The 20,739-nt window shown below is 68.2% G+C and carries 14 protein-coding genes; 9 read left to right on the top strand and 5 right to left on the bottom strand.

Going from position 1 to position 20,739, the window contains the following annotated elements:
• Positions 1–57 precede the first annotated feature (57 nt).
• From ACFSGX_RS02280 to ACFSGX_RS02270, 3 genes are read left to right on the top strand one after another with little or no spacing between them, the layout of a single operon-like run.
• Entirely contained in the window at positions 58–1,431 is a 1,374-nt protein-coding gene (locus ACFSGX_RS02280) for an O-antigen ligase family protein (protein ID WP_380927152.1), read from the top strand.
• Entirely contained in the window at positions 1,428–2,639 is a 1,212-nt protein-coding gene (locus ACFSGX_RS02275) for a hypothetical protein (protein ID WP_380927150.1), read from the top strand. The genes ACFSGX_RS02280 and ACFSGX_RS02275 overlap by 4 nt, the downstream gene beginning before the upstream one ends.
• A 20-nt stretch (positions 2,640–2,659) precedes the next feature.
• Positions 2,660–3,772: a glycosyltransferase gene (locus tag ACFSGX_RS02270; RefSeq protein WP_380927149.1), complete on the top strand. Its 1,113-nt coding sequence runs from the start codon at positions 2,660–2,662 to the stop codon at positions 3,770–3,772.
• 12 nt (positions 3,773–3,784) lie between these two features.
• Here the strand turns inward: ACFSGX_RS02270 and ACFSGX_RS02265 are convergent, their stop codons facing one another.
• Both ACFSGX_RS02265 and ACFSGX_RS02260 read right to left on the bottom strand, forming a co-directional pair.
• Positions 3,785–6,046, bottom strand: coding sequence for a GumC family protein (locus tag ACFSGX_RS02265; RefSeq protein WP_380927148.1), 2,262 nt, complete (start codon positions 6,044–6,046; stop codon positions 3,785–3,787).
• Between the two features lie 54 nt (positions 6,047–6,100).
• Positions 6,101–6,850 carry a polysaccharide biosynthesis/export family protein gene (locus tag ACFSGX_RS02260; RefSeq protein ID WP_380927146.1) on the bottom strand — a complete coding sequence of 250 codons (750 nt, stop codon included), beginning with the start codon at positions 6,848–6,850 and terminating at the stop codon, positions 6,101–6,103.
• Between the two features lie 239 nt (positions 6,851–7,089).
• Here ACFSGX_RS02260 and ACFSGX_RS02255 point away from each other — a divergent pair, with 239 nt between their 5' ends.
• Both ACFSGX_RS02255 and ACFSGX_RS02250 read left to right on the top strand, forming a co-directional pair.
• Positions 7,090–8,262, top strand: a complete 1,173-nt coding sequence (locus tag ACFSGX_RS02255) for a cytidylyltransferase domain-containing protein (protein ID WP_380927144.1) — start codon at positions 7,090–7,092, stop codon at positions 8,260–8,262.
• Entirely contained in the window at positions 8,255–9,235 is a 981-nt protein-coding gene (locus ACFSGX_RS02250; RefSeq protein WP_380927142.1) for a hypothetical protein, read from the top strand. Before ACFSGX_RS02255 ends, ACFSGX_RS02250 begins: the two co-directional genes overlap by 8 nt.
• A 411-nt stretch (positions 9,236–9,646) precedes the next feature.
• On the opposite strand, the gene ACFSGX_RS02245 is transcribed toward ACFSGX_RS02250, so the two are convergent.
• Positions 9,647–10,873, bottom strand: coding sequence for a hypothetical protein (locus tag ACFSGX_RS02245; RefSeq protein WP_380927140.1), 1,227 nt, complete (start codon positions 10,871–10,873; stop codon positions 9,647–9,649).
• A gap of 144 nt (positions 10,874–11,017) precedes the next feature.
• Here ACFSGX_RS02245 and ACFSGX_RS02240 point away from each other — a divergent pair, with 144 nt between their 5' ends.
• The gene (locus ACFSGX_RS02240; RefSeq protein WP_380927138.1) at positions 11,018–11,902 is read left to right on the top strand and encodes an N-acetylneuraminate synthase family protein; all 885 of its coding nucleotides are present in this window, start codon (positions 11,018–11,020) and stop codon (positions 11,900–11,902) included.
• Positions 11,903–12,012: 110 nt separating this feature from the next.
• The gene (locus ACFSGX_RS02235) at positions 12,013–13,224 is read left to right on the top strand and encodes a polysaccharide pyruvyl transferase family protein (protein ID WP_380927136.1); all 1,212 of its coding nucleotides are present in this window, start codon (positions 12,013–12,015) and stop codon (positions 13,222–13,224) included.
• On the opposite strand, the gene ACFSGX_RS02230 is transcribed toward ACFSGX_RS02235, so the two are convergent.
• Positions 13,225–14,715 carry a lipopolysaccharide biosynthesis protein gene (locus ACFSGX_RS02230; protein WP_380927134.1) on the bottom strand — a complete coding sequence of 497 codons (1,491 nt, stop codon included), beginning with the start codon at positions 14,713–14,715 and terminating at the stop codon, positions 13,225–13,227.
• Between the two features lie 233 nt (positions 14,716–14,948).
• Between ACFSGX_RS02230 and ACFSGX_RS02225 the strand changes: the two genes are divergently transcribed.
• Together ACFSGX_RS02225 and ACFSGX_RS02220 are read left to right on the top strand one after the other, a co-directional pair.
• Positions 14,949–17,069 carry an acyltransferase family protein gene (locus ACFSGX_RS02225; protein ID WP_380927132.1) on the top strand — a complete coding sequence of 707 codons (2,121 nt, stop codon included), beginning with the start codon at positions 14,949–14,951 and terminating at the stop codon, positions 17,067–17,069.
• Between the two features lie 1,317 nt (positions 17,070–18,386).
• Positions 18,387–20,252 (top strand): right-handed parallel beta-helix repeat-containing protein, encoded by a 1,866-nt coding sequence (locus tag ACFSGX_RS02220; protein WP_380927130.1) that lies wholly within the window; start codon positions 18,387–18,389, stop codon positions 20,250–20,252.
• Here ACFSGX_RS02220 and ACFSGX_RS02215 read toward each other — a convergent pair.
• Positions 20,168–20,557 (bottom strand): hypothetical protein, encoded by a 390-nt coding sequence (locus ACFSGX_RS02215; RefSeq protein WP_380927129.1) that lies wholly within the window; start codon positions 20,555–20,557, stop codon positions 20,168–20,170. The two genes, ACFSGX_RS02220 and ACFSGX_RS02215, sit on opposite strands and share 85 nt — an antisense overlap.
• Positions 20,558–20,739 lie beyond the last annotated feature (182 nt).

Here is a 20,739-nt window from a genome sequence, read left to right as displayed (position 1 = left end):
CCGCACCGAAACCGGGCGGCGCGGCATCCGACCCGCCGATGACAGGGGGGCGTCGCGATGGCCGATCATGATGCGACCGCACCCGCCCGCCGGCCGATCCGCAGCGATGCCCGCCTGACCACGAACGCCCCGGAAGACCGCCTCCCCTTCCCGCTCGCCGTCGCGCTGCTCGCCACCGCCTTCCTGCTCGGCGGCACCAGCGGCGGCATCCCGATGCGCGGCATGGTCATCGAACTGATCGCGCTCGGCGGCATCGTCGTCGCGCTCGTCGATCGCCGGCCCACCAATGTTCCCCGGCTGGCCGCCGCGCTGATCCTCTCCGCGGTCCTGCTCCCGCTGCTTCAGCTTATCCCGCTGCCGCCGTCGCTCTGGTGGGCCATGCCCGGCCGCGCCGTCGGGGCCGACATCGCCCGCCTGCTGCTGCCCGACCTGTGGCGACCGATCAGCATCGATCCCGGTGCCACGCTCATCGCCTGGCTCTCCATCCTCGCCCCGGTCGCGATGTTCCTGCTCACCGTGCGGCTCGACGCGCACCGCCGCGCACTCCTGCTCGCCCTGTTCGTGGCGCTCGCGCTCGTCAGCGTCCTGCTCGGGCTGGTCCAGGTCGCCACCGCCGACGGCTTCTACCTGTTCCCCACGCTGCAACCGATCCGCCTGCCGACCGGCCTGTTCTCCAACCGCAACCACCAAGCGGTGTTCATGGTGCAGGCCGCGATCGCCGCGCTCGCGCTCCGCCACGTTCCACCGTTCCGCGCGCAGGGGCGGATCGCGCTGCCCGCACTCACGCTGGTCTTCGCGGCCTGCGTGGTCGGCACAGCCTCGCGCGCCGGCATGGTGCTGCTCGTCGTGCCGCTGCTCTACGCGCTGCTGCCGCTCACCGGCCTGCGCCCGACCCGCCGGCAACTGCTGCTCTGGCTCGGCGCGCTCGTCGTCGTGGCACTCCTCCTGCCGCTGTCCGGCGTCGTGCGAAGTTCGCTCGCCCGCTTCGCCGACCGCGCGAGCGAAGGTCGGCTGATCTTCTGGCCGGACGTCGTCTACACCGCGCAGACCTTTTTCCCGTTCGGCGCCGGCCTCGGCAATTTCGTCCGCGCCTACGAAAGCACCGAGGCGCTCGCCACGATCAACCGCTTCACCATCAACCGCGCGCACAACGAATATCTCGAAATCCTGATCGAAAGCGGCGTCGCCGGCCTGGCGCAGATCGCATTGCTGGCCTCGTTCGTCGCCCATCGCGGCTGGCGCACCCTCCGCCAACACGCTGCGACTCCCGTCGGCCGGTTCGCCTTTGCCGCGCTGCTGATGATCGCGGTGCTCGCGCTCCACTCACTGGTTGACTTCCCCCTCCAGACCTTCGCCCACCTGACCGGCGCCGGCCTGCTCCTCGCGCTGCTCGTCCCCCCGCCGGCCCACGACGCGGAGCCCGGCGCATGACCCGCTCCTGGCGCCATGTGAGCCGCGTTGCGATCGGCGTGGTCGCGGTGGCGATCGCCTGGCTGATCATCGGCACCGCCTTCGCGACCCGCATGATGGCCGCCGACCACCCCGGCGACGCGCACCGCATCTGGTCCGCCACCCCCCATGCCGCCACACGCCTGGCGGAGGCTGCGCTGCACGCCGGCGATCCCCGCGCCGCGGCCTATCTGGCGGAAGCGCTGGCGCTGCGACTGGAGGACCCGCGCGCACTCCACGTCGCATCCACGCTCGCCTTCGCCGCCGGCGACCGTGCGGTGGCCGACCGCATCATGTTGCTGGCCGCGCAAACCGGCTGGCGCGATGCCGCGGTCCAGCGCTGGGTCCTCGAACGCGCACTCTTCGATCGCGACTGGCCGACCGCGGCCCGGGCGGCCGACGCGCTGCTCCGCACCAACGGCGACCGCGCCGCCGGCACCGCGGGGTTCATCCGCCTGCTCGCCACGGACGGCGGTCGCGCCGCGCTCGCCGACCGGATCGCGCTCGCCCCCGACTGGGCGCCCGGCTTCCTGCGTGCCGACCCGACCACGCCCGCCGACCGCGCCGGGTTCGCCGATCTGCTGCGCCGGCTGGCCGCGCGAAATGCCCTGCCCGCCGGCTATGACCCCGCCGCCGGCGCCACCGCGATGCTGGCCGACGGGCGGGTCGATCCGCTGGTGACGCAGTGGCGCGCCGTCGATCCGGCGGCCGGCGATCCGCGCACCGCCATCGTCGACGGCGGTTTCGACCGGCTCGCCGCCGGCCCGCCCGTATCCGCCCCGTTCGGCTGGCAGGTCCCGCCGCGCAGCCAGGCGACCCTGTCGTTCACGCCGCAGGCCCCGGACGGCGCAGACCCGGCGCTCACGATCGAAGCGTTCGGTGCCGACGCCCGCCCCGCACTCACCCAGTTGCTCGCGCTCCGCCCCGGCCGCTACACCCTCTCGTTCACGGGCCGCATCGTTCGCGGCGAACCGTCCGATTTCGCCATCGAACTGCGCTGCACCGGCCGCGGCGCTGCGGTCCCGCTCCGCCCCCGCGCCGCCGTCGATCCAAACGCGTCCCGCCAGCAGGCCATGTTCGCCATCCCGCCCGCCTGCCCCAGCCAGACGCTCGCGATCCTCGCCGGCAGCGCCAGCAGCGACGGCGCACAGGCAACGTTCGACGCGTTCCGGGTGGCGCCCGCGCGCTGAACCCGGTTAGGGTCGCGTCCATGAAGATCCTGCACGTCGCACAGATTCTCCAGGGCGGCGTCGGGGCCTATCTGACCGAGGTCGTGCCCGCACAGGTCGCGGCGCTCGGGGCCGACAATGTCGTCATGCTGGCCGCGGCGGACCAGCGCGCCTATTTCCCGGATGCGCCGCCCGGCATCTTCCGCACCTTCCCCTCGTCGCGCCGCTCCCCGCGCGATCTGCTCCGCTTCGCCCGCGCCGCGCGGCTGGCGATCCTGCGTGAGCGGCCCGACATCGTCCATCTACACAGCAGCTTCGCGGGCATGGCCGTCCGGTCGATGCCGCTGCCCGCACCGCGGTCCAAGATCGTCTATTGCGCGCATGGCTGGTCGTTCAACATGCGCGTCGCCGCCTGGAAACGCGCCGCCTACGCCCGGATCGAACGGTTGCTGACCCCGGCCAGCGACGCCATCATCTGCATCTCGCACGCCGAACGCCGCGACGCGCTCGCCCGCGGCCTGCGCGCCGATCGGCTCGTCACGATCCACAACGGCGTCCGCGCCGATCCCGGCCCCGTGCCCGACCGGTCGGCGCTGATGGACCCGGCCTGCCTCAACCTGCTGTTCATCGGCCGGCTCGATACGCAAAAGGGGTTCGCCGTCCTCCACGCCGCGATGCGCCGGCTGTCCGGACGCCCGATCCACCTGCACTGCGTCGGTGCCGCAGTCGTGTCGGGCGACGCCGCGCTCCCGCCGCTTCCCAACATCACCCATCATGGCTGGCAGGCACGCGAAGCAGTTCCCGGCTTCATCGCCGCCGTCGATGCGGTCGTCGTGCCATCCTTGTGGGAGGGGTTCGGCCTCGCCGCAGCCGAGGCGATGCGCCAGGGCCGCCCGGTCATCGCCAGCGCGGTCGACGGCCTGCCCGAGCTCGTCCGCGACGGCGTCTCGGGCTACCTCGTTCCGCCCGGCGACGTTGATGCGCTGACCGACCGCCTCGCCGGCCTCGACCGCGCAACGCTCCGCCGGCTCGGCCCAACGGCGCAGGCGCTGTTCCGCGACCGCTTCACCGCCGAACGGATGAACGCCCGCATCCTGGCGCTCTACGTAGCACTGCTCGCCGACACGCCGTTCCGCGACGACGCGGACGGCTGACCCACCCGTCCGTTACGGCCGGTCGGCGCCGTACTTGTAGTAATAGGTCATGTAGCTTTCGGTATCGCCATGCCCGGCCTTCTTCGGGTCGAACTTGGTCAGGATGACGCCCAGCAGGTTGGTGCGCGACCGGCTGAGCCGGCGCAGTGCGGCACGCACGGCGTTGCGGCGCTGCACATTGGCCTCCACCACCATCACCGCGCCGTCGGCGGCGTCGCACAGCAACGGCGCGTCGGCCAGCCCGATCACCGGCGGCCCATCGACCAGCACGATGTCGTAGGCCCCGCGCAGGTCCGCGAACCGCGCGCGCAGGCCCGTCGTCAGCAGCAGCGCCGGGTTGGGCGGCGTCGGCCCGCACGGGATCACGTCGATCCCCAGCGACGCGACATGCTGCACCGCGCTTGCGAACGGCACTTCGCCGGCCAGCACGTTGGAGAAACCGACCGTGTTGGGCAGGCCCAGCATCCGGTGGATGGTCGGCTTGCGCAGGTCCGAATCGACCAGCAGGACGCGCTTGTCCTGATCGGCGAAGCTCTTGGCCAACGCCATCGAGGTCGTCGACTTGCCCTCCGAGATGCCCGAACTGGTGACGCACAGGATCTGCGGCACGCCGTTCGCGCTCGACAGTTCGATCGCCGTCCGGATCGACTGGTAGGATTCGGACAGCGTCGACCGCCGCTCGGTCAGCGCCGCGACCGGTGTGTCGCCATCCGCCAGCTTCGGCGTCATGCCCAGCAGCGGCAGGTGCAGCTTGCGCTCCACATCGTCCGGCTGCTTGAACGTGTCGTCCAGATATTCCAGGATCAGTGCGATCGCGACGCCCAGGCCCAGCCCGGCGACCAGCGCCAGCAACAGGTTCAGCCACAGGATCGGCCGCGCCGGTGCCCCCGGCGCACGCGCCCGGTCGATGACCGACACGTTGTTCGATCCGCTGCCGCCCGAAACGCCGATCTCCTTGTAGCGTTGCAGCAGAGCGTCATACAGCGCGCGGTTGGTGTCCACCTCGCGCTGCAGGATGGTGTACTGGATGCTCCGGTTCTGCAGTTGCAGCACCGTGCCCTTCAGCCCGTCGACCTCGCGCTGCAACGCCACTTCCTGGTCGCGCGCCAGCGTGTAGGCGTTGCGCGTGCCGGCGACCGACTGCGTGTCGGCCGCCCCGATCTGCGCGCGCAACCGGCTGATCCGCGCGGCCAGCGCCACCATGTCGGGGAATGTCGGCTTGAACGTCGGCAGTCGCTGGTCGTAATCGGCCTGCGCCTGCGCCAGCTGTCCGCGCAACGCGACCAGTTCCGGATTGCTCTCGGCCTGCGGCATCGCGTTGACGCCGCCGCGCGCCGCCTGGCGGTAATTCGCCTCCGCCAGGATCCGCGCCGACCGCGCCTCGCTCAGCGCCTGGTTCAGCGTGCCGAGCGACGCGGAATCGAGCGACTGCCCGCCGCCGGACGCGCCCGTCACGCCGACGCGCGCATCCGACAGCGGCAGGATCCGCTGCTGCTCAGCATATTGCACCAGCTGGCGTTCCGACACTTCCAGCCGCTGCTTGATCTCGTTCAGCCGGCGCGCCAGGAACCCGCGGGCATAGTTGGACGCCGCGTACCGACGCTGCATCGAACTTTCGGTGAATTCGTCGACCGCACCGTTGGCGATCGCCGCCGCAAGCTGCGGATTGTCGCTTTCCGCCTGCAATTCGATGACCGACGACGTGCCGAGCGGTGCCGCCGAAATCAGCCCCATCACCTTGTTCACCGCCGCGTCGAACCGCAGCCGGGCCAGCGCTGCGGGCGGGATCGTGCCGGCCCCGCTCGCCGCCGGCATCGCCTCGGCGATCCCGAAATCGGGACGCGTGTCGAGCCGCAGCCGGCGGACCAGCCCCTCGGCCAGCGACCGGCTCTTCAGCAGCGCGAACTGCGTCTGCATGAACAGCTCTTCGCTCGATGCCGGGTCGTTTTCGACCGACGCCTCGTCGCGGTCCAGCACGCGCAACGCCTCGCGCTGCACCTCGAACGTCGCCTGCGCCACGTAGACGCGGCCCGACAACAGCGTCAGCACCAGCGCGAGCGCCACCGCCGCCGCCGTGATGCCCAGGATCAGCAACCGGCGCTTGCGCAGCGCCGCGACATATCCGCGCAACAGGTCGCTGCCGCCGTCGCCGTCCGGCCCGCCCGGGCGCCCGGTTCCGCCACCGCCCAATGCGCTGCCGACCCACGCGTCGCCCGCGGGCATCGCCGCATCGTCGCCGGGCCGGTAGACGGGGGGGCGTGGCTGCTCGTTCATGACGTCACACCATGTTGGATCGAACGGATGCCGACACCGCTCGGCGCGCGCCGATCAGAAGGCATAGTCGATGGTCCGGAACACGCCCAGCACGGGCAGCACGCTGACGACGTCGCGCAGGATCACCTTGCCGCGCGACCGTTCGACCACGACGATGTCGTTGCCGTAGATCGTCGGATCGACCAGCTCGCCCTGGCGGATCTTCTCCAGGTCGAACACGGCGGCCATCCGCTGCCCCTTCACGGTGCGGAAGATCGCGACGACATGCTCGTTCGCCACCGTGTTGGTGCCGCTCGCCAGCGCGATCGCCTGGAGCAGCGTCAGCTGCCCGGTGACCGGGAACAGCCCGGGCTGCGTCACCGCGCCCTCGACCGTGATCCGCTGGCTGGCGACCAGGCTGACCGCCACGGTCACCTGCGGGTTCTGCAGATATCGCTGGCCCAGCCGTGCGGCGATGTCGTCGCGCACCTCGGTCGCGGTGCGGCCCGCCGCCTGCACGGTCCCGGCGAACGGCAGGTTCACCTGTCCCGCCGTATCGACCTCCACCGTGCGGGTGGCGTCGGGCAACTGGTAGACCGACACGTCCAGCTTGTCGTGCGGCCCGATATAATAGGCCTTTTCCAGCGGGATCGCGAGCGTCCGCGCGTCCGGCACGGGCAGCGTCGTGATCGGCGTCACCGCGGTGGCGGTGCCTTCCTCGATCGCATTATGCGTGGCGCACCCCGCCAGCAGCAGGGCCAGCCCGGATGCGGCGCAGCGGCGCGATCGGAGACGGATACTGGAAATGCGGACCCCCTTTGCCAATCGTCGAGCCCCGGGATTTCCCGGACGGGCACGTTCCGCCAAGTGGATCGACCAGGGGTTTCGCCGCCTGCCATCGGCAGGTCGTCCACCCCGTGTCACCCCCCGGGCTTGAGCTTTGACGGTGCGCACCGACCGGGTCAAATGATTTTCCGTACAGGTGCGCCGCCCGCCATCGTCGGGCTCGACAGCGCGCGTCCGCCCCGTCTAGGTCCCGTCGCACGCAGCGACGAGGGGCCGGCATGACCATGGACGTTCTGGCGATCATCCCGGCGCGCGGCGGATCGAAGGGCCTGCCGCGCAAGAATGTCCTGCCGCTCGGCGGTATCCCGTTGATCGCGCACAGCATCGCCGCGGCCCGCGCCGCGTCATCGGTCACCCGCGTCATCGTCTCCACCGACGACGCGGAGATCGCCGCTGTCGCCCGCACCCACGGGGCCGAGGTCGTCGACCGCCCCGCCGCGATCGCCGGCGACATCGCGAAGTCGGAGGACGCGCTGCTCCACGTCCTGGGCCACCTCGCCGCCGCCGAAGGCTACCGCCCCGACCTCACCGTCTTCCTGCAATGCACCTCGCCGCTCACCGCGCCCGCCGACATCGACGGCACGGTTGCAGCATTGCGCGACTCGAATGCCGACACCGCCGTCGCGGTCACCGCCTTCCACTATTTCCTCTGGCGGCACGACGCGTCGGGTGCCGCGGTCGGCGTCAATCACGACAAGGCGATCCGCCCGATGCGGCAGCAGCGCGACCCCGAATATCTCGAAACCGGCGCGGTCTACGTCATGCGGACCGCCGGGTTCCTCGCCGCCCGCCACCGCTTCTTCGGCCAGACCGCGCTGTTCGAAACGCCGCCCGAACGCCGGCTCGAGATCGACGATCCGGAGGATTTTCGCATGGCGGAGGACCGCATCGCCCGGCTGGCGCGCAATCGCAGCGCCGCCGCACTCCCCACGCCCCCCGCCGCGATCGTCATGGATTTCGACGGCGTGTTCACCGACGACCGCGTCTTCACCGATCAGGACGGCCGCGAAACCGTCGCCTGTTCGCGCAGCGACGGGATGGGGATCGAACGTCTCCGCCGCGCCGGCGTGCCCATGCTGGTCGTGTCGAAGGAAGCCAACCCCGTCGTCGCCGCGCGCTGCCGCAAGCTGCGCCTGCCCTATCATCACGGCGTCGACGACAAGCTCCCGCTGGTCCGCGACTGGCTCCAGGCGGAGGGCCACGACCCCGCCCGCACGATCTACGTCGGCAACGATATTAACGACATCGCCTGCATGACCTTCGTCGGCTGCGCGGTCGCCCCGCGCGATGCGCACCCTTCCGTCCTGCGCATTGCCGACGTGGTGCTCGATGCCGACGGCGGCCGCGGAGCGCTCCGCCGGCTGGCCGACCTGCTGCTCGATCATGGCTGATCGGACCGGCCCGATCGCCGCACTGCCGCGGTCGCTGCTCCACCTCCGCTTCCTGCTCGACAACGACGCCGCGCCCGACATCGTGCTGTTCCGCGATCCCGCGATGCGCGCCGCGCTCGACGCCGCCTTCCCCGGCCGCACGCTCGATCTCGGCCGCGAACAGCTCCCCGGCCGCACCCCCGCCGGCCTGCTCGCCGCCCGCCGTGCCAACCGCGCCTACTACCCCCATGTCCGCGCACTGATCGAACAGGCCGGCATCCGCCACCTCATCCTGTTCCTCGAGGGCGAACCGCTCGAACGCTTTCTCCTCACGCTCCCGTCGATCGAACATGTCGAATTGTGGGAGGACGGCCTGTCGCACTATGTCGATCTCACCCACCCGCTCTGGTACGCCGCGCGCGGTGCGGTGCAGGCGGCGGCGGGCTTCCACCCCCGCGGCATCCTCCACCGCCGGATCGACCGCAGCCGCGTACTTGTCCGTGACCGATTCGCCGCGCGCAACCTGCGCCTCCTCCCCCCGCCCCCGCCGGCGGAACACCGCGCCGAACTGCTGCTGATCGGCTCCCCGCTGGTCGAGGACCGTCTCATCGCCCGCCCGCGCTTCGTCCGCGGCCTGGCTTCGGTCGCCGCCGCCAGCCCCTGGCCGATCCGCTACCTCCCCCACCCGCGCGAAGACCGCACCCGCCTCGCCACCGACCTCGCCCCACTCGCGCAGGTGATCGTCGAACCCGACGCCGCCGGCCTCATGACCCACGCCGCCCGCTACGGCTACGCCGCCTACGCCGCCGCCGTCTCCACCGGCCTCCTCGACCTCGATCGCCCCGCCCGCAGCCTCTTCATTCCCGTGCTGTTCGGCCTGAACGGCATGGCGCGCACGTTGCGCCAATGGAAGGCGAACCCGGTTAGGGTGATTGCGACCGGGGAAGAGCTACGGAGCGTACTGATGGCGCTGGAGCCAAGCACCCCAGCGTAACCCTGTCGAAACACGCACCGCACCCACCCCAAAACTCCGTTCGGTTCGGCCTGTCGAGAACAGCCCCAAACGCAAACCTCCGTTTGGTTCGAGCTCGTCGAGAACCAAGCGCCGTTCTCGACAAGCTCGAACCAAACGGAAGGGGAAGGGAAAAGAAGGCAAGCCAAACCCCAAAAACCCGTCCATCCCGAGCGCAGTCGAGGGACCCGTCGAGCGCAGCCGAGACGGCCAACACATCCTCAAACTCCCACCCCGTCCATGCTGAGTAGAGACCGAGTAGCGCCCTCGGCGCGTATCGAGGGCTCGTATCGAAGCACCGCGCAGCCCCTTCGATACGGGCCTTCGACTACGCTCAGCCCCTCCTCAGGACAAACGGCGTGGTGAACAGGCAAGCCCCCGGCAAACCAGCAATCACCCCATCACCCCAGCAACAGCCTCCGCACACCGCGCCGCCGCACCCCCATCCACAACCCCCGTCTCCTCCGCGATCAGCGCCCGGTCGATCACCCCGCGCGTACCCCCCATCAACACCGTCGCAACCCGCTCGGCCGTCTCAGCCACCGCGACCCCGGTCCGCACCAGCCAGGCCTGCTTCTCCGCCTCGGACGCTTCCGCGAACGCCCCAGCTGCCACCGGCAAACACAGCACCGGCCGGTCCAGCAAGACACTCTCCAGCAACCCGCTCGAATAATGCCCCACCACCAGGTCGTGGCGCATCACCGCGTCCTCCAGCGGCTCCGCCCCATCGTCGACCTCATACTCCCCGGTCAGCCCGCCCGTCAGCACCGCCGCATCCGCCCCGCCCGATCGCGGATGCATCCGCACCGTCACCGCGATCGGGCGCTCGGTCGCCGCCCGGTTGATCCCGTCGGCCAGCACCGCCTGCAACCGCGCCGCCTCCTGCCCATCAACCTTCCCATGCGCCGCAAACGGCTGAACGATATACAACAGCCGCAGCACGTCCCCGGCCCCCGAAGCACCGCCCCGCAACCCCGCCAGCCGGTCGTAACGCGGCACCCCCGTCACCGCGATCCGCTCCGCCGGCACCCCCGCCGCGATCCAGCGCGCGCGGTATGCATCCGACACCGCGGTGATCAGGTCGTGCCCGGCACAGCCATAGTCCGGCATGACCGGCAGCAGCCCCGTCGCGGTCACGATCGGCGCCAGCGCCGCCTTCGCACGCAACCGCCATGTCTGCGGCGCCGGACTGCCGATCGCGCAGAACGGGCCCTCCTGCACCAGCACGGTCGGCGTGCCGCTCGCCCGCGCGGCCCCGATCAGCGCGGTCTCGATATAGATCCGGTCGTGGCACATGATCATCCCGTCGTGCCGCCCACCCAGCAGGTCGCGCGCATGTCGCGCCAGCCGCCGCGTCATCATCGGCCCGCCGTTCAGCAGCATGTTCGTCGACCAGCTGCCCGTGTACCGCCGCAGCCCGGCCGCCGCCATCGACGCCACCCGCACGTCGCCGTCGCCGTCATACGCCGTCCGCCCGCCGGTGCGCAGGTTGAACGGCTGCGTATCGATGAACCGGACCGCAATATCGCCCAGCCGCGTGCGCAACGCCGCCTCGACGATCGCGAGCGTCCGTCCGGACGATCCGCCGCTGCCCACCAGTGCGATCGATCGTCCCGTCATGCGCTCCGCCCTCCGGTCGCTCCATTCGTCCATTTCGCCCCGTTTGTCCCGATCCCGAACGGGATCGTCCATCGGGTCCACTGTTTCGACGGGTAGAAATCTGCTACGGCGCGGCCGGTTTTGTTGGCGGTGACGGGGATAGTCATGGGTATTCGGGTGATCGCGGAAGTCGGCTGCAACCACAAGGGTGATATGCAGATCGCCAAGGACATGATCCGCACCGCGGCCGTCTATGCCCGCGCCGACGTGGTGAAATTCCAGAAGCGCAACAACCGCGAACTGCTGACCGACGAGCAGTATCGCACGCCGCATCCGAACCCCGCCAATGCCTATGGCGATACCTACGGCGCGCACCGCGAGTTCCTCGAATTCGACGTCGCGCAGCATGCCGAACTGATGGCCGAATGCGCGCTCAACGGCATCGGCTATTCCACTTCGGTGTGGGACGTGACGTCCGCGGTCGAAATGGCCTCGCTCAAGCCCGCGCTGCTCAAGATCCCCTCCGCCTGCAATCTCCATTTCGAGATGCTCGACGTGCTGGCGCGCGACTATAGCGGTGAAATCCACTGCTCGCTCGGCATGACAACGCAGGATGAGGAAGCGCAGATCGTCGACTTCTTCGAGGCACGCGGCCGTGCCAAGGACGTCGTGCTCTACGCCTGCACCTCGGGCTATCCGGTCGCGTTCGACGATATCTGCCTGCTCGAAATCACGCGACTGAAGGACCGGTTCGGCGATCGGGTGAAGTCGATCGCCTTCTCCGGCCACCATCTCGGCATTGCCGCCGATGTCGCCGCCCTGGCACTTGGCGCGCAGTGGGTCGAACGCCACTTCACGCTCGACCGCACGTGGAAGGGAACCGACCACGCCGCCTCGCTCGAACCCGACGGCCTCCGCCGCCTGGTCCGCGACCTCCGCGCCGTCGAAGGCTCGCTCAAGTACAAGGCTAGCGAGATCCTCCCCGTCGAACAGGTCCAGCGCGACAAGCTGAAGTGGCGCGCCAAACCGAAGTCCGTCGCCGCCGCCTGAGCTGGAGGCGACGACAGCTTCGTTCTTGAGTCTGACCGCTCGCTAGGGTGGCTGGAATGCGCTGCCGTCACCCACCCTCGATCGGGCGTGTGACGAGAGAGGATGCCGCAATGTCGATCTTTAACAAAGTACGTCGACTTGGCTTGATCGGCTCACGTCAACCACTCCAGTTTCCGGGCTTCCTCGCGCACCGGATCGGAGCGGAACGTGCGTCCCGCCGTGCAAAAGCGGGTGCGGGCTACTTCAGTCACTATGCGGGTTGGCATGGCAATGCCGGCGACGTCATGATCGTTCATGCGCAGCATGCGCTTTTTGCGAGTCGGTTCGGTGAGACCCCGTGGGTGAACGAGGATCATAAGAAGCTGGTTCGCGTAGAGGACGTTGAGCGGATCAATCGCGACGCCCGAGCGGTCGTCGTCGGTGGAGGCGGCCTCTTACTACCGGACAGACACCGGCCTTTCCCGAATGTGGACAGTGATTGGCTGTGGAACATTCCGCTCGCGACGCTGAAGCGGCTTCGTCGGCCCCTGCTGGGTTTCGCCATCGGTTACAACCGAATGGAGGTTCAGGACGATTTCTTCCCGTCTTTTCGGAAACACATTACGGAAACTGTCGAAAGATCCGCCTTCTTCAGCGTGCGTAACCGAGGTAGCTTGGAAAAGCTAAGCGATTACTTGCCCCCGACGGTAGCGGACAAAATCGTCATTCAGCCATGTCCCACCAATGTGATGTCGCTGATCCGACCGGATTCATGGTCCGCAAAACGCGACCCGAACGTGAAAGCGGTCGTGTTCGTGCTTTTCATGGGCTTCAAGAAACTCGGCATCGTCGAAGATCGCGACCAGATCCGGCGGATCGCGCGGCAGGCCAAGCGCATGGCGGCGAACGGGTGGGAAATCCATATCGCAACCCACACGGTCGACGAACTCGCGGCGCTGCCGGCCTTCGTCGAGGAGCGGGTCATGTTCTCGCATCGCATGATGGACATGATGTCGCCGGCAGATATCGTCCGCTATTACCGCTCAAAGACACTCGTCATTGGAATGCGTGGCCATGGCGTCATGCTTCCGTACGGCATCGGGGTACCGGTCATGGGCATTATCAATCACGTTAAGGTCCGATATTTCCTCGAGGAAGTCGGCCTTGACGAGCTGGCGGTTCCGCTTCGCGATCCGAACATGGAGGATCGGATCAATGAACTGGTAACGGCGTTCGAGCAAAACCGGCAGGCGATGTATGACCGCATTGATATCGGAAAGCAGCATCTGTGGCGAACGACACACACCAATATGGAAGCGTTGCGGCCTTACTGCGCAAATTGATCACGGTGACCCGGCCTGGCCGCCGATGGTCTGCCGCCAGGCCGTTCTGATCGACAGTATCGAAACGACCGCCGCAAGACAGAGTATCGCGGCCAGCATCCGGAGGCCGAGCGACCAAGCGGCAAAGGGTATGAAATGCCATTCGGTAAATAGCGCGCAGAAAAGGGTTACTAATGCGCAAACTAGGCCGATCCGCACAAGATCATGGCCGCTGCTGTGAACCCGTCTGGTCACCGTGACCGTGACGACGAAGATGATCATGTTGACCGCTACGCCGACCATCGTCGCGCCCGCCGCGCCAAATCGCGGGATCACGAAAAAATTGGCCACGACGCCAAGCATCGATGGCACGAGTGTGATCACGCTCGCCAAGTCCGGGCGTTTCAGAAACAACAGCTCCTTCGTAAACTGGAGCGTCAACCCGCCGAAGAACGCGATCAGCACGAACCACGATGCCAGCCCCGCGGCAGATGCGTAGCTTGGTGGGGCCAGGATGTGGATCAATTCGGGCACCACTGCAATGGTAGCAAGCGAGATGCCCGCCAGCCCCGCAGTGATCAGGCTGTCCATCGCCACAAGCCGCGGCAACACCACATCGCCGCACCTCCGTTGCTCGTAATAATAAGGGAGGTACGCGGAATTGACGCTGCCCATCAGGATGGCGAGCGGCGCCATTCCGCTTGCCGCGACTTGGTAAATTGCCAAGTTTGACATTGAAATCGAGCGCCCGACCATGATCCGGTCCGCCATCCGCCGCAACCACGTGGACGCGCTGATCGGAATGCTCGCAATGCCGTATCGTAGCGCCGCCCGGCTAACGCTCCAGTCCAGCCCGGCGAGCGTCCCGTACTGCCGAACGAACGCGATCGCGCCGATTATTGCCACGATCACCGCGCCTACCAGATATCCAACGATCGGCCCGACCGCTCCCCAATCCGACAGGACCAGCACCGCGCCCATTGCGGACTGCAGAATCGTCTGGCCGATCTGGATCTTGGAAAACAGGAACGGGTTATGCGTCGACCGTGCGATCTCCAGGTTGAACGCCACGATCGCCTGCACCGCGGAACAGCCGAGCAGCAGCGGCACGAACGGCCAGGTCGGCACCATCCCCGCACCCAGCCACTGCCACCCGGCCATCAGCGGCCACGCCAACCCCAGCGACACGCCGAACGCCACCCCGATCCGCGTCAGGAACCCGACCGTCAGGAACCGCCCGATCCCGTCGCTGCCGGCATGATCCCAGTACAGCCGAGTCGTCGCACTCCCGATCCCTAGGTCCCCGACGATCAGCAACGCGTTCAGCACCGTCATGCAGAACCCCCAGATCCCGAATTCATGGGGGGTCATCGTCCGGGTGTAGAGTGGGGTCAGGAAAAACGGGAACAGCCGGTTGAGCAGCGTGCCACCCAGATAGACCGAACTGTTCGACGCCAGCCGACTGCGACGCAGGCGACCCAGCAAGTGCTGCGCCACGCTCAAGACACGCATCGCGGACCCGTCGGGCAACCAGCTTCAGGCCATGCGGCCAACCGGTCGCGGGCCGGAGCATGATCAGGCATGACGGCAATGTCCTCCGGTGGGAGATAGGGCGCCCCGTTCCCTATGCGCGTGGTCCCGTGTCGTCCAGCGCCGCCGTCGCTCCGGCGGTCGCACGGGCGCGGCCGGCCCCTTGCTGCGGCGCGCGTGGTGTGTAGAAAACCGGGGACAGATCCGGAGACTGGATGCACATCAAATACCGCCCCGACATCGATGGTCTCCGCGCCGTCGCGGTCGGTGCGGTCGTGCTGTTCCACGCGGGGTTCGTGGCCTTTTCCGGCGGTTTTATAGGAGTTGACGTCTTTTTCGTCATTTCCGGCTACCTCATCGGCCGCGCGCTGTTCGCCGATGCCGATGACAACCGCCTCTCGATCGCGCGTTTCTACGAACGGCGTTTCCGCCGCATCCTACCGGCATTGCTGGTCGTGATTACGGTCACGCTGGTGGTTGCCTCATTTGTCCTGTTGCCGTCCGAACTGGTCAGCTTCAGCAAAAGCATGGTCGCTTCCACGCTGTTCGGCGCGAACTTCTATTTCCAGGTCACCCAGAATTATTTCGGCGGCGTACCGCTGTCGAAACCGCTGCTCCACATGTGGTCGCTGGCGGTGGAGGAGCAATATTATCTCGTCTGGCCGATCGCGGTACTGCTGCTCTACCGATTCGGGCTCACCCGCTGGCGCACGCCGCTGATCGCCCTCGCGATTATTCTGTCGCTGACCGCGGCCGAACTTATGCTGGGCTACTCACCCAAGACATCGTTCTACATGCTCCCGGCTCGCGCCTGGGAACTGCTCGCCGGCGCGATCATCGCCACCGGGGACCTACCCGCGGTCCGGCGCCGCACGCTCGCCGAGGCGCTCTCTGCACTCGCGCTCGCACTCATCCTCGCGCCCGTCGTCCTCTATACCGAGACGATCCGTTTCCCGGGGCTCAGCGCGGTCCCGCCCGTCCTCGGCACGGCCTTGCTCATCCACATCGGCCAATCGGTGCAGAGCCGGACGCATCGTTTGCTGTCGCTCCCGCCGTTCCTGTTTATCGGCCTGATCTCCTACTCGCTCTATCTCTGGCACTGGCCGATCTTCTCGCTCCATTTCATCGTCGCCCAGCGGGACGCGACCACGGCTGAGGCCATCGCGATGCTCGCGCTGTCCGTCCTCGTCGCTTGGGGCTCATGGCGCTTCATCGAGCGGCCGTTTCGCCGGCCTGTGCCGGACAGAGCGCCCCGCCGGACGATTGCGGTCCTGCTTGCCTCAGCGTTCGCCCTGTTTGCTGTCGCGGGTGCCGGCCTCGCCATCGTCGCGCTTCGCGGCCTACCACAACGCCTGCCCTCCGCCGCGCGGTTCGTTGATCGGCAACGAACCCAACCGCCCGAAATCCAGCTTGGCTGCATGTTCCAGGGCGAGCTCCGCCCCGACGCCGTCTCGCGCTGTTTCGAGCGTGTTAGGCGTGATCCGCGGGGCAAGATCGTGCTCTGGGGCGATTCGTTCGCGCGCCATCACATCGACGTCCTGTCGCCCCGCATCCGCGCGATGGGGCTGGTCCCGGTCAGCTTCATCGCCACGGGCTGCCTGCCGACCCCTGGGGTGGACGCCACGTTCGGCAGGGGTCGCATCGACGCCCGCTGCGGTGAATTCTCGAACCGGGTTGCGGCGGAATTGGCAACGATGCCCGGTCTGCGCGGTGTCGTCGTCGGTGCGCGCTGGTCCAACCTTGCGGGCATCGATTTCCCCGGCGGGGTCCGTGATCCGACCGCGCGCTACCTGATGCCTCACGGCACCGACATCCGCACCCTCAACAACTCCATCGGGGCGCTCTCCTCCGCGCTCTCCGCAATCGCGGCGGCGATGGACCGCCGAGCCGTCCCGACCACCTTCATCGACGAGCCACCACGCTATCCACGCAGCGCCAAGGGCTGCATCGCCCGTGCGATGTGGAGTAGCCGCCCGCTTGGCATCTGCGGCTCCGACATCGTTGAGCAGCGCAGGTTCCGCACGCCTACTGTCCGCATCTTCGACGCCGCGCTGGCCGCCTCGCCGCGGATCACGCGCTACGATCCGCTGTCGCTGCTCTGCACGCCGCGCTGTATTCCGTTCCAGTCCGGCCACCTGCTCACCTACGACTATGATCACCTCACCCGCGCCGGCAGTGCGGTCGCGCTGCGCGGGTTCGTCCTGCCCGTCAGCCCGCCTCGCGCGCCCCGGAATGACCCCGCCGGTACAGCAGCGCGACCAGGAACAGGAACTGCAGGAACACCGGCGGATAGATCAGCGCCGCGTCCAGGCACGCCACCACCAGATAGGCGATGATCCCGGCCAGCGCGGATCGCCGCAGCGCGGACAACCGCGACAGCGACGCCAGCCCGTACCCGACCGGAAAGAACAGCACCGCCAGCGCCAGCAACAACCCGATCACCCCCAGGCTCTGCAACAGCCCTAGATACAGGATCTCGTGGACCCGCACCTCGCCCGATCCGAACAGCGTGATCTGCAACCCCAGCCACTGATAATCGCGGTGCCCCAGCGTCGGATCGATCAACCGGTCCGGTGTCCAGCCGATCACCGGCAGCAGCAGGATCAGCAGCCCGGCCAGCGCGATCCCCACCGTCCAGCCGAAGATGTTGGTGACCCGGATCAGCCGCAACGCCATCATGATGCCGAGCACGCAGACCAGCCCGAACCACGCCGTCCGGCTCAGCGTCAGGATGATCGCCAGGCACATCAGCACCGTCCACATCCGCGACTTCGTCACATGCACGAACAGCGGCATCAGCATCAGCAGGCAGACGCCGCAGACATTGCCGTTGTTATACGTCGACACCAGCTTCATCAGGCTGCCGCGCCGGTTGTTCTTGCCCAGGATCTCGCCCGCATCGGCCGCATTCACCGTCAGGTACGGGACCTCGATGAAATGCGTGAACAGCGCATAGGACAGGAAATTCAGGATCCCCCAGCCGAGCAAGAACACGACGCACCATTTCAGCACGGCCGCGATCTGCCGCTCGGTCAGCGCCTCCAGATAGCTCGAAAACACGATCAGCGTGACCAGCGGCAGGATCAGGAACAGCGCGCCATAGGTCAGCAGCACGACCGGCGCACCGGCGCCGCTCTCGATGCGGTACAGCGTGAACAGCCCGAGCGGCAGGAACAGCGCCAGGAAATGGAACGCCGCCACCGGGGAAATCGCCGGCCGGCGGATCAGCCCGATCAACCCGAGCGGCGCGATCAGCCCGATCAGCATATAGCCGAACGTCAGCGGCACACCGCCCGCCGCGATCCCGCCCTTCGGCAGCGCGACGTTGAACAGCATCAGCAGAAGGAACCCGGCGAAGATCAGCGGATGCCCGGCGGCCGGCGCGGCCGCCGGGCCCGACGAACGCCAGTCGCGCGGGTCCACGGTCTGCCGATACTGGGGATAAGAGCTTGCCACCTGCTGCGGTCTCCGGCGGTTTCACGCGGACTAATCCATCGCGCCACGCCGCGCCAGCGCCTTCCCCCGCCCGACGGAGTGGCGGGCGGGCGCAGCGATCGGTCACCCTGCCCCGATCCGGCGCCCGCCCGCTATCGCGCGGCGACGGGCGCGATATCCTGGCACATAGTCCGGCGACCGCGACCGAAGGGAAGCGCATGATGCACGACGTCCCCCTCGACCTCAGTCCAAACATCGACCGGCGCCACCTGCTGGCGCTGGCTACCGGGGCCGGCACGCTGGCGCTCCTCCCCGCGCCGATCGCCGCCGCCGCCGCCGCGACGGGCGAGAATGCCGACTGGCCCGCCTGGGCCCCCCCGCGCGCGCAACTCTACGCCCGCCTGGCACAGCTCGGGCTGACGAAGGGCCGCGACCTGCGCAGTTTCGGCGCGGTGATGGACGGCCGCGCGGACGACAGCGACGCGGTCGAACGCGCGCTCGCCTCCGGTGTGGCCGCAATCCGCCTGCCCGCGCTGCCCGCCGGGGCCGCGCTCCGCCTCACCCGCCAGATCCGGATCGACCGGCCCGTCGCGATCCTGGGCGAAGGGCCGCGTTCGCTGATCCGCTACGAAGGGCGCGTGCCGCACGCCTTCCTCGCAATGCCGCAGGGCGACGATCCGGCCCGCTTCCTCACCGGCGTCCACATCGACAATCTCGCGATCGAACGGCCGCCACCCTTCAAACCGCTCGGCGTACTGCTCCAGGGCTATAATCTCCGCGACGTCTCGGTCACGCGCTGCACCACACGGCGGATGGGCACGCTGACGGTCCAGCATCTGCGCGAAAAACTGCGGCTGATCGACTATCGCGGGGCCAAGCCCGACGTCGATCCCGCGGTCGCCGGCGGTTTCTCCGCCACCCGGACCGACGATCTGTCCGACCGCATCTTCGTCTACGACAACCGCGTCGATGCCGGCAGCTACGCGTCGAAGGTCGTGCGGTTCGATTTCGCGTCGCGCGTCGCGGTCGTCGGCAATATCGGCCGGTTCGCGAACATCAGCTGGTGGGGCGGTGCCGCGCGCTGGAACCAGGGCGGCGCGATCGGCTTCCTGCGCCGCGCCCGCGACATCTACGTCGCGGACAACCGGCTGTCGGGCGCCAACGGCGGCGTTTACGGCAACAATGGCGACGGCATCCTCGTCGTCCGCAACGACGTGCGCGACATGCTCGATGTCGGGATCGATTTCGAAGGCTGCTTCAACGCGGTCGCGGCGAACAACAGCGTCACGAACGCGGGCAATTTCTGCTTCGCCACCTTCTATGCCGCGAAGAACATCTTGTTCCGCGACAATGTCGGCGTGCAGGACGGGTCGGCCGCCCGGCTCGCCGCCGCCTGGGCCACGCGCGGCTACGGCAAGAGTACCGGCCGTGCGCTGTTCGCGCTGCGCAGCGCCGGCTTCTCGCGCGGGGACGGCGCGGTCGACGTGGCGTTCGTCCGCAACCGCTTCCGCTGGACCGGCGCGACCGGGTTCGGCACCTGCCTGCCGAGCTATTTCGATCGGCTGCGGGTCGAAGGCAACATCTTCGAAAATGTCCGTTGCGACCTGTCCTACGGCCGCACGCGCATGCTGGCGATCCGCGACAATCAGCTGCGCTTCGACCGGGCGGGCGAAACCCCGGCCGCGCTGCTCGGCGGCGGCGCGCTGCGCACCATGATCGCGGGCAACGACATCCGTGCGACGGTCGCGCAACCGCCCGGCACCGCCGCGATCCTGGTCCGCGAAACCCTGCCGCTCGAAGGGCTGGAGGTCAGCGGCAACCGCATCGCCGTCGCAACCGGCAGCCTGCCGATCGTCGTCCAGTCCCCGTCGCCCGCAACCGCGCTCGTCGCCGGCAACCGCACCGACGCGCTCTACGCCGCCCGCCCGGCCGCCATCCGCGGCGACCGCAACCTTACCGCCGCCGGCGCGCCAGTCCGCGCGCAACCGCTGCCGCCCGTCTATCGCCCGGTCGTCCCGCCGCCCGCGCCCGCCTCGACCGAAACCCCGGCGGCGGCCCCGCCGTCCGACGATCCAACGGGCTGATCCGCCCGGCGTGCGCCCTGCGTCGCGACGATCCAGATCACCCAGGGCCACACGATCGTGTGCAAGACGTCCTTTCCCGAGTCGCGCCACAGCCAAGCCGGGATCACCGGCCAGTGATGGTACAAATCGAACAGTTCGTTAACCACGACCAGCATGGTCACGATCACCGGCGGCCAGACCGACGCGAGTCGCCGCGGCGCGCACAAAATGGCGAAAACAAACACCATCATGCCGCCATGAACGTGGATCAGCGAACGTTCGGCGGCCCCTGATGGGACAATCACCGCCTTGATCGCCTCCCACATATTAATCATATTGGTCACGTAACGTTCCCCGCAAACCGTGCCGAATTCAAGCTATCCCGTTGATATTGAACCCATCATTGTCAACGGGGATCGACAAGCTGTTACGGTGTCAAGCGGACTGGCCATGAATTAGACGAAAATATTGTGTCCAACGCATTTTTCTGGCATGTCTTCCCGCATAA

The organism is Sphingomonas arantia (assembly GCF_042682045.1).
GTDB classification, from domain to species: domain Bacteria; phylum Pseudomonadota; class Alphaproteobacteria; order Sphingomonadales; family Sphingomonadaceae; genus Sphingomonas_R; species Sphingomonas_R arantia.
The sequence above is the reverse complement of the archived record's forward strand: the minus strand, read 5'-3'. Positions and strand labels throughout refer to the sequence as shown.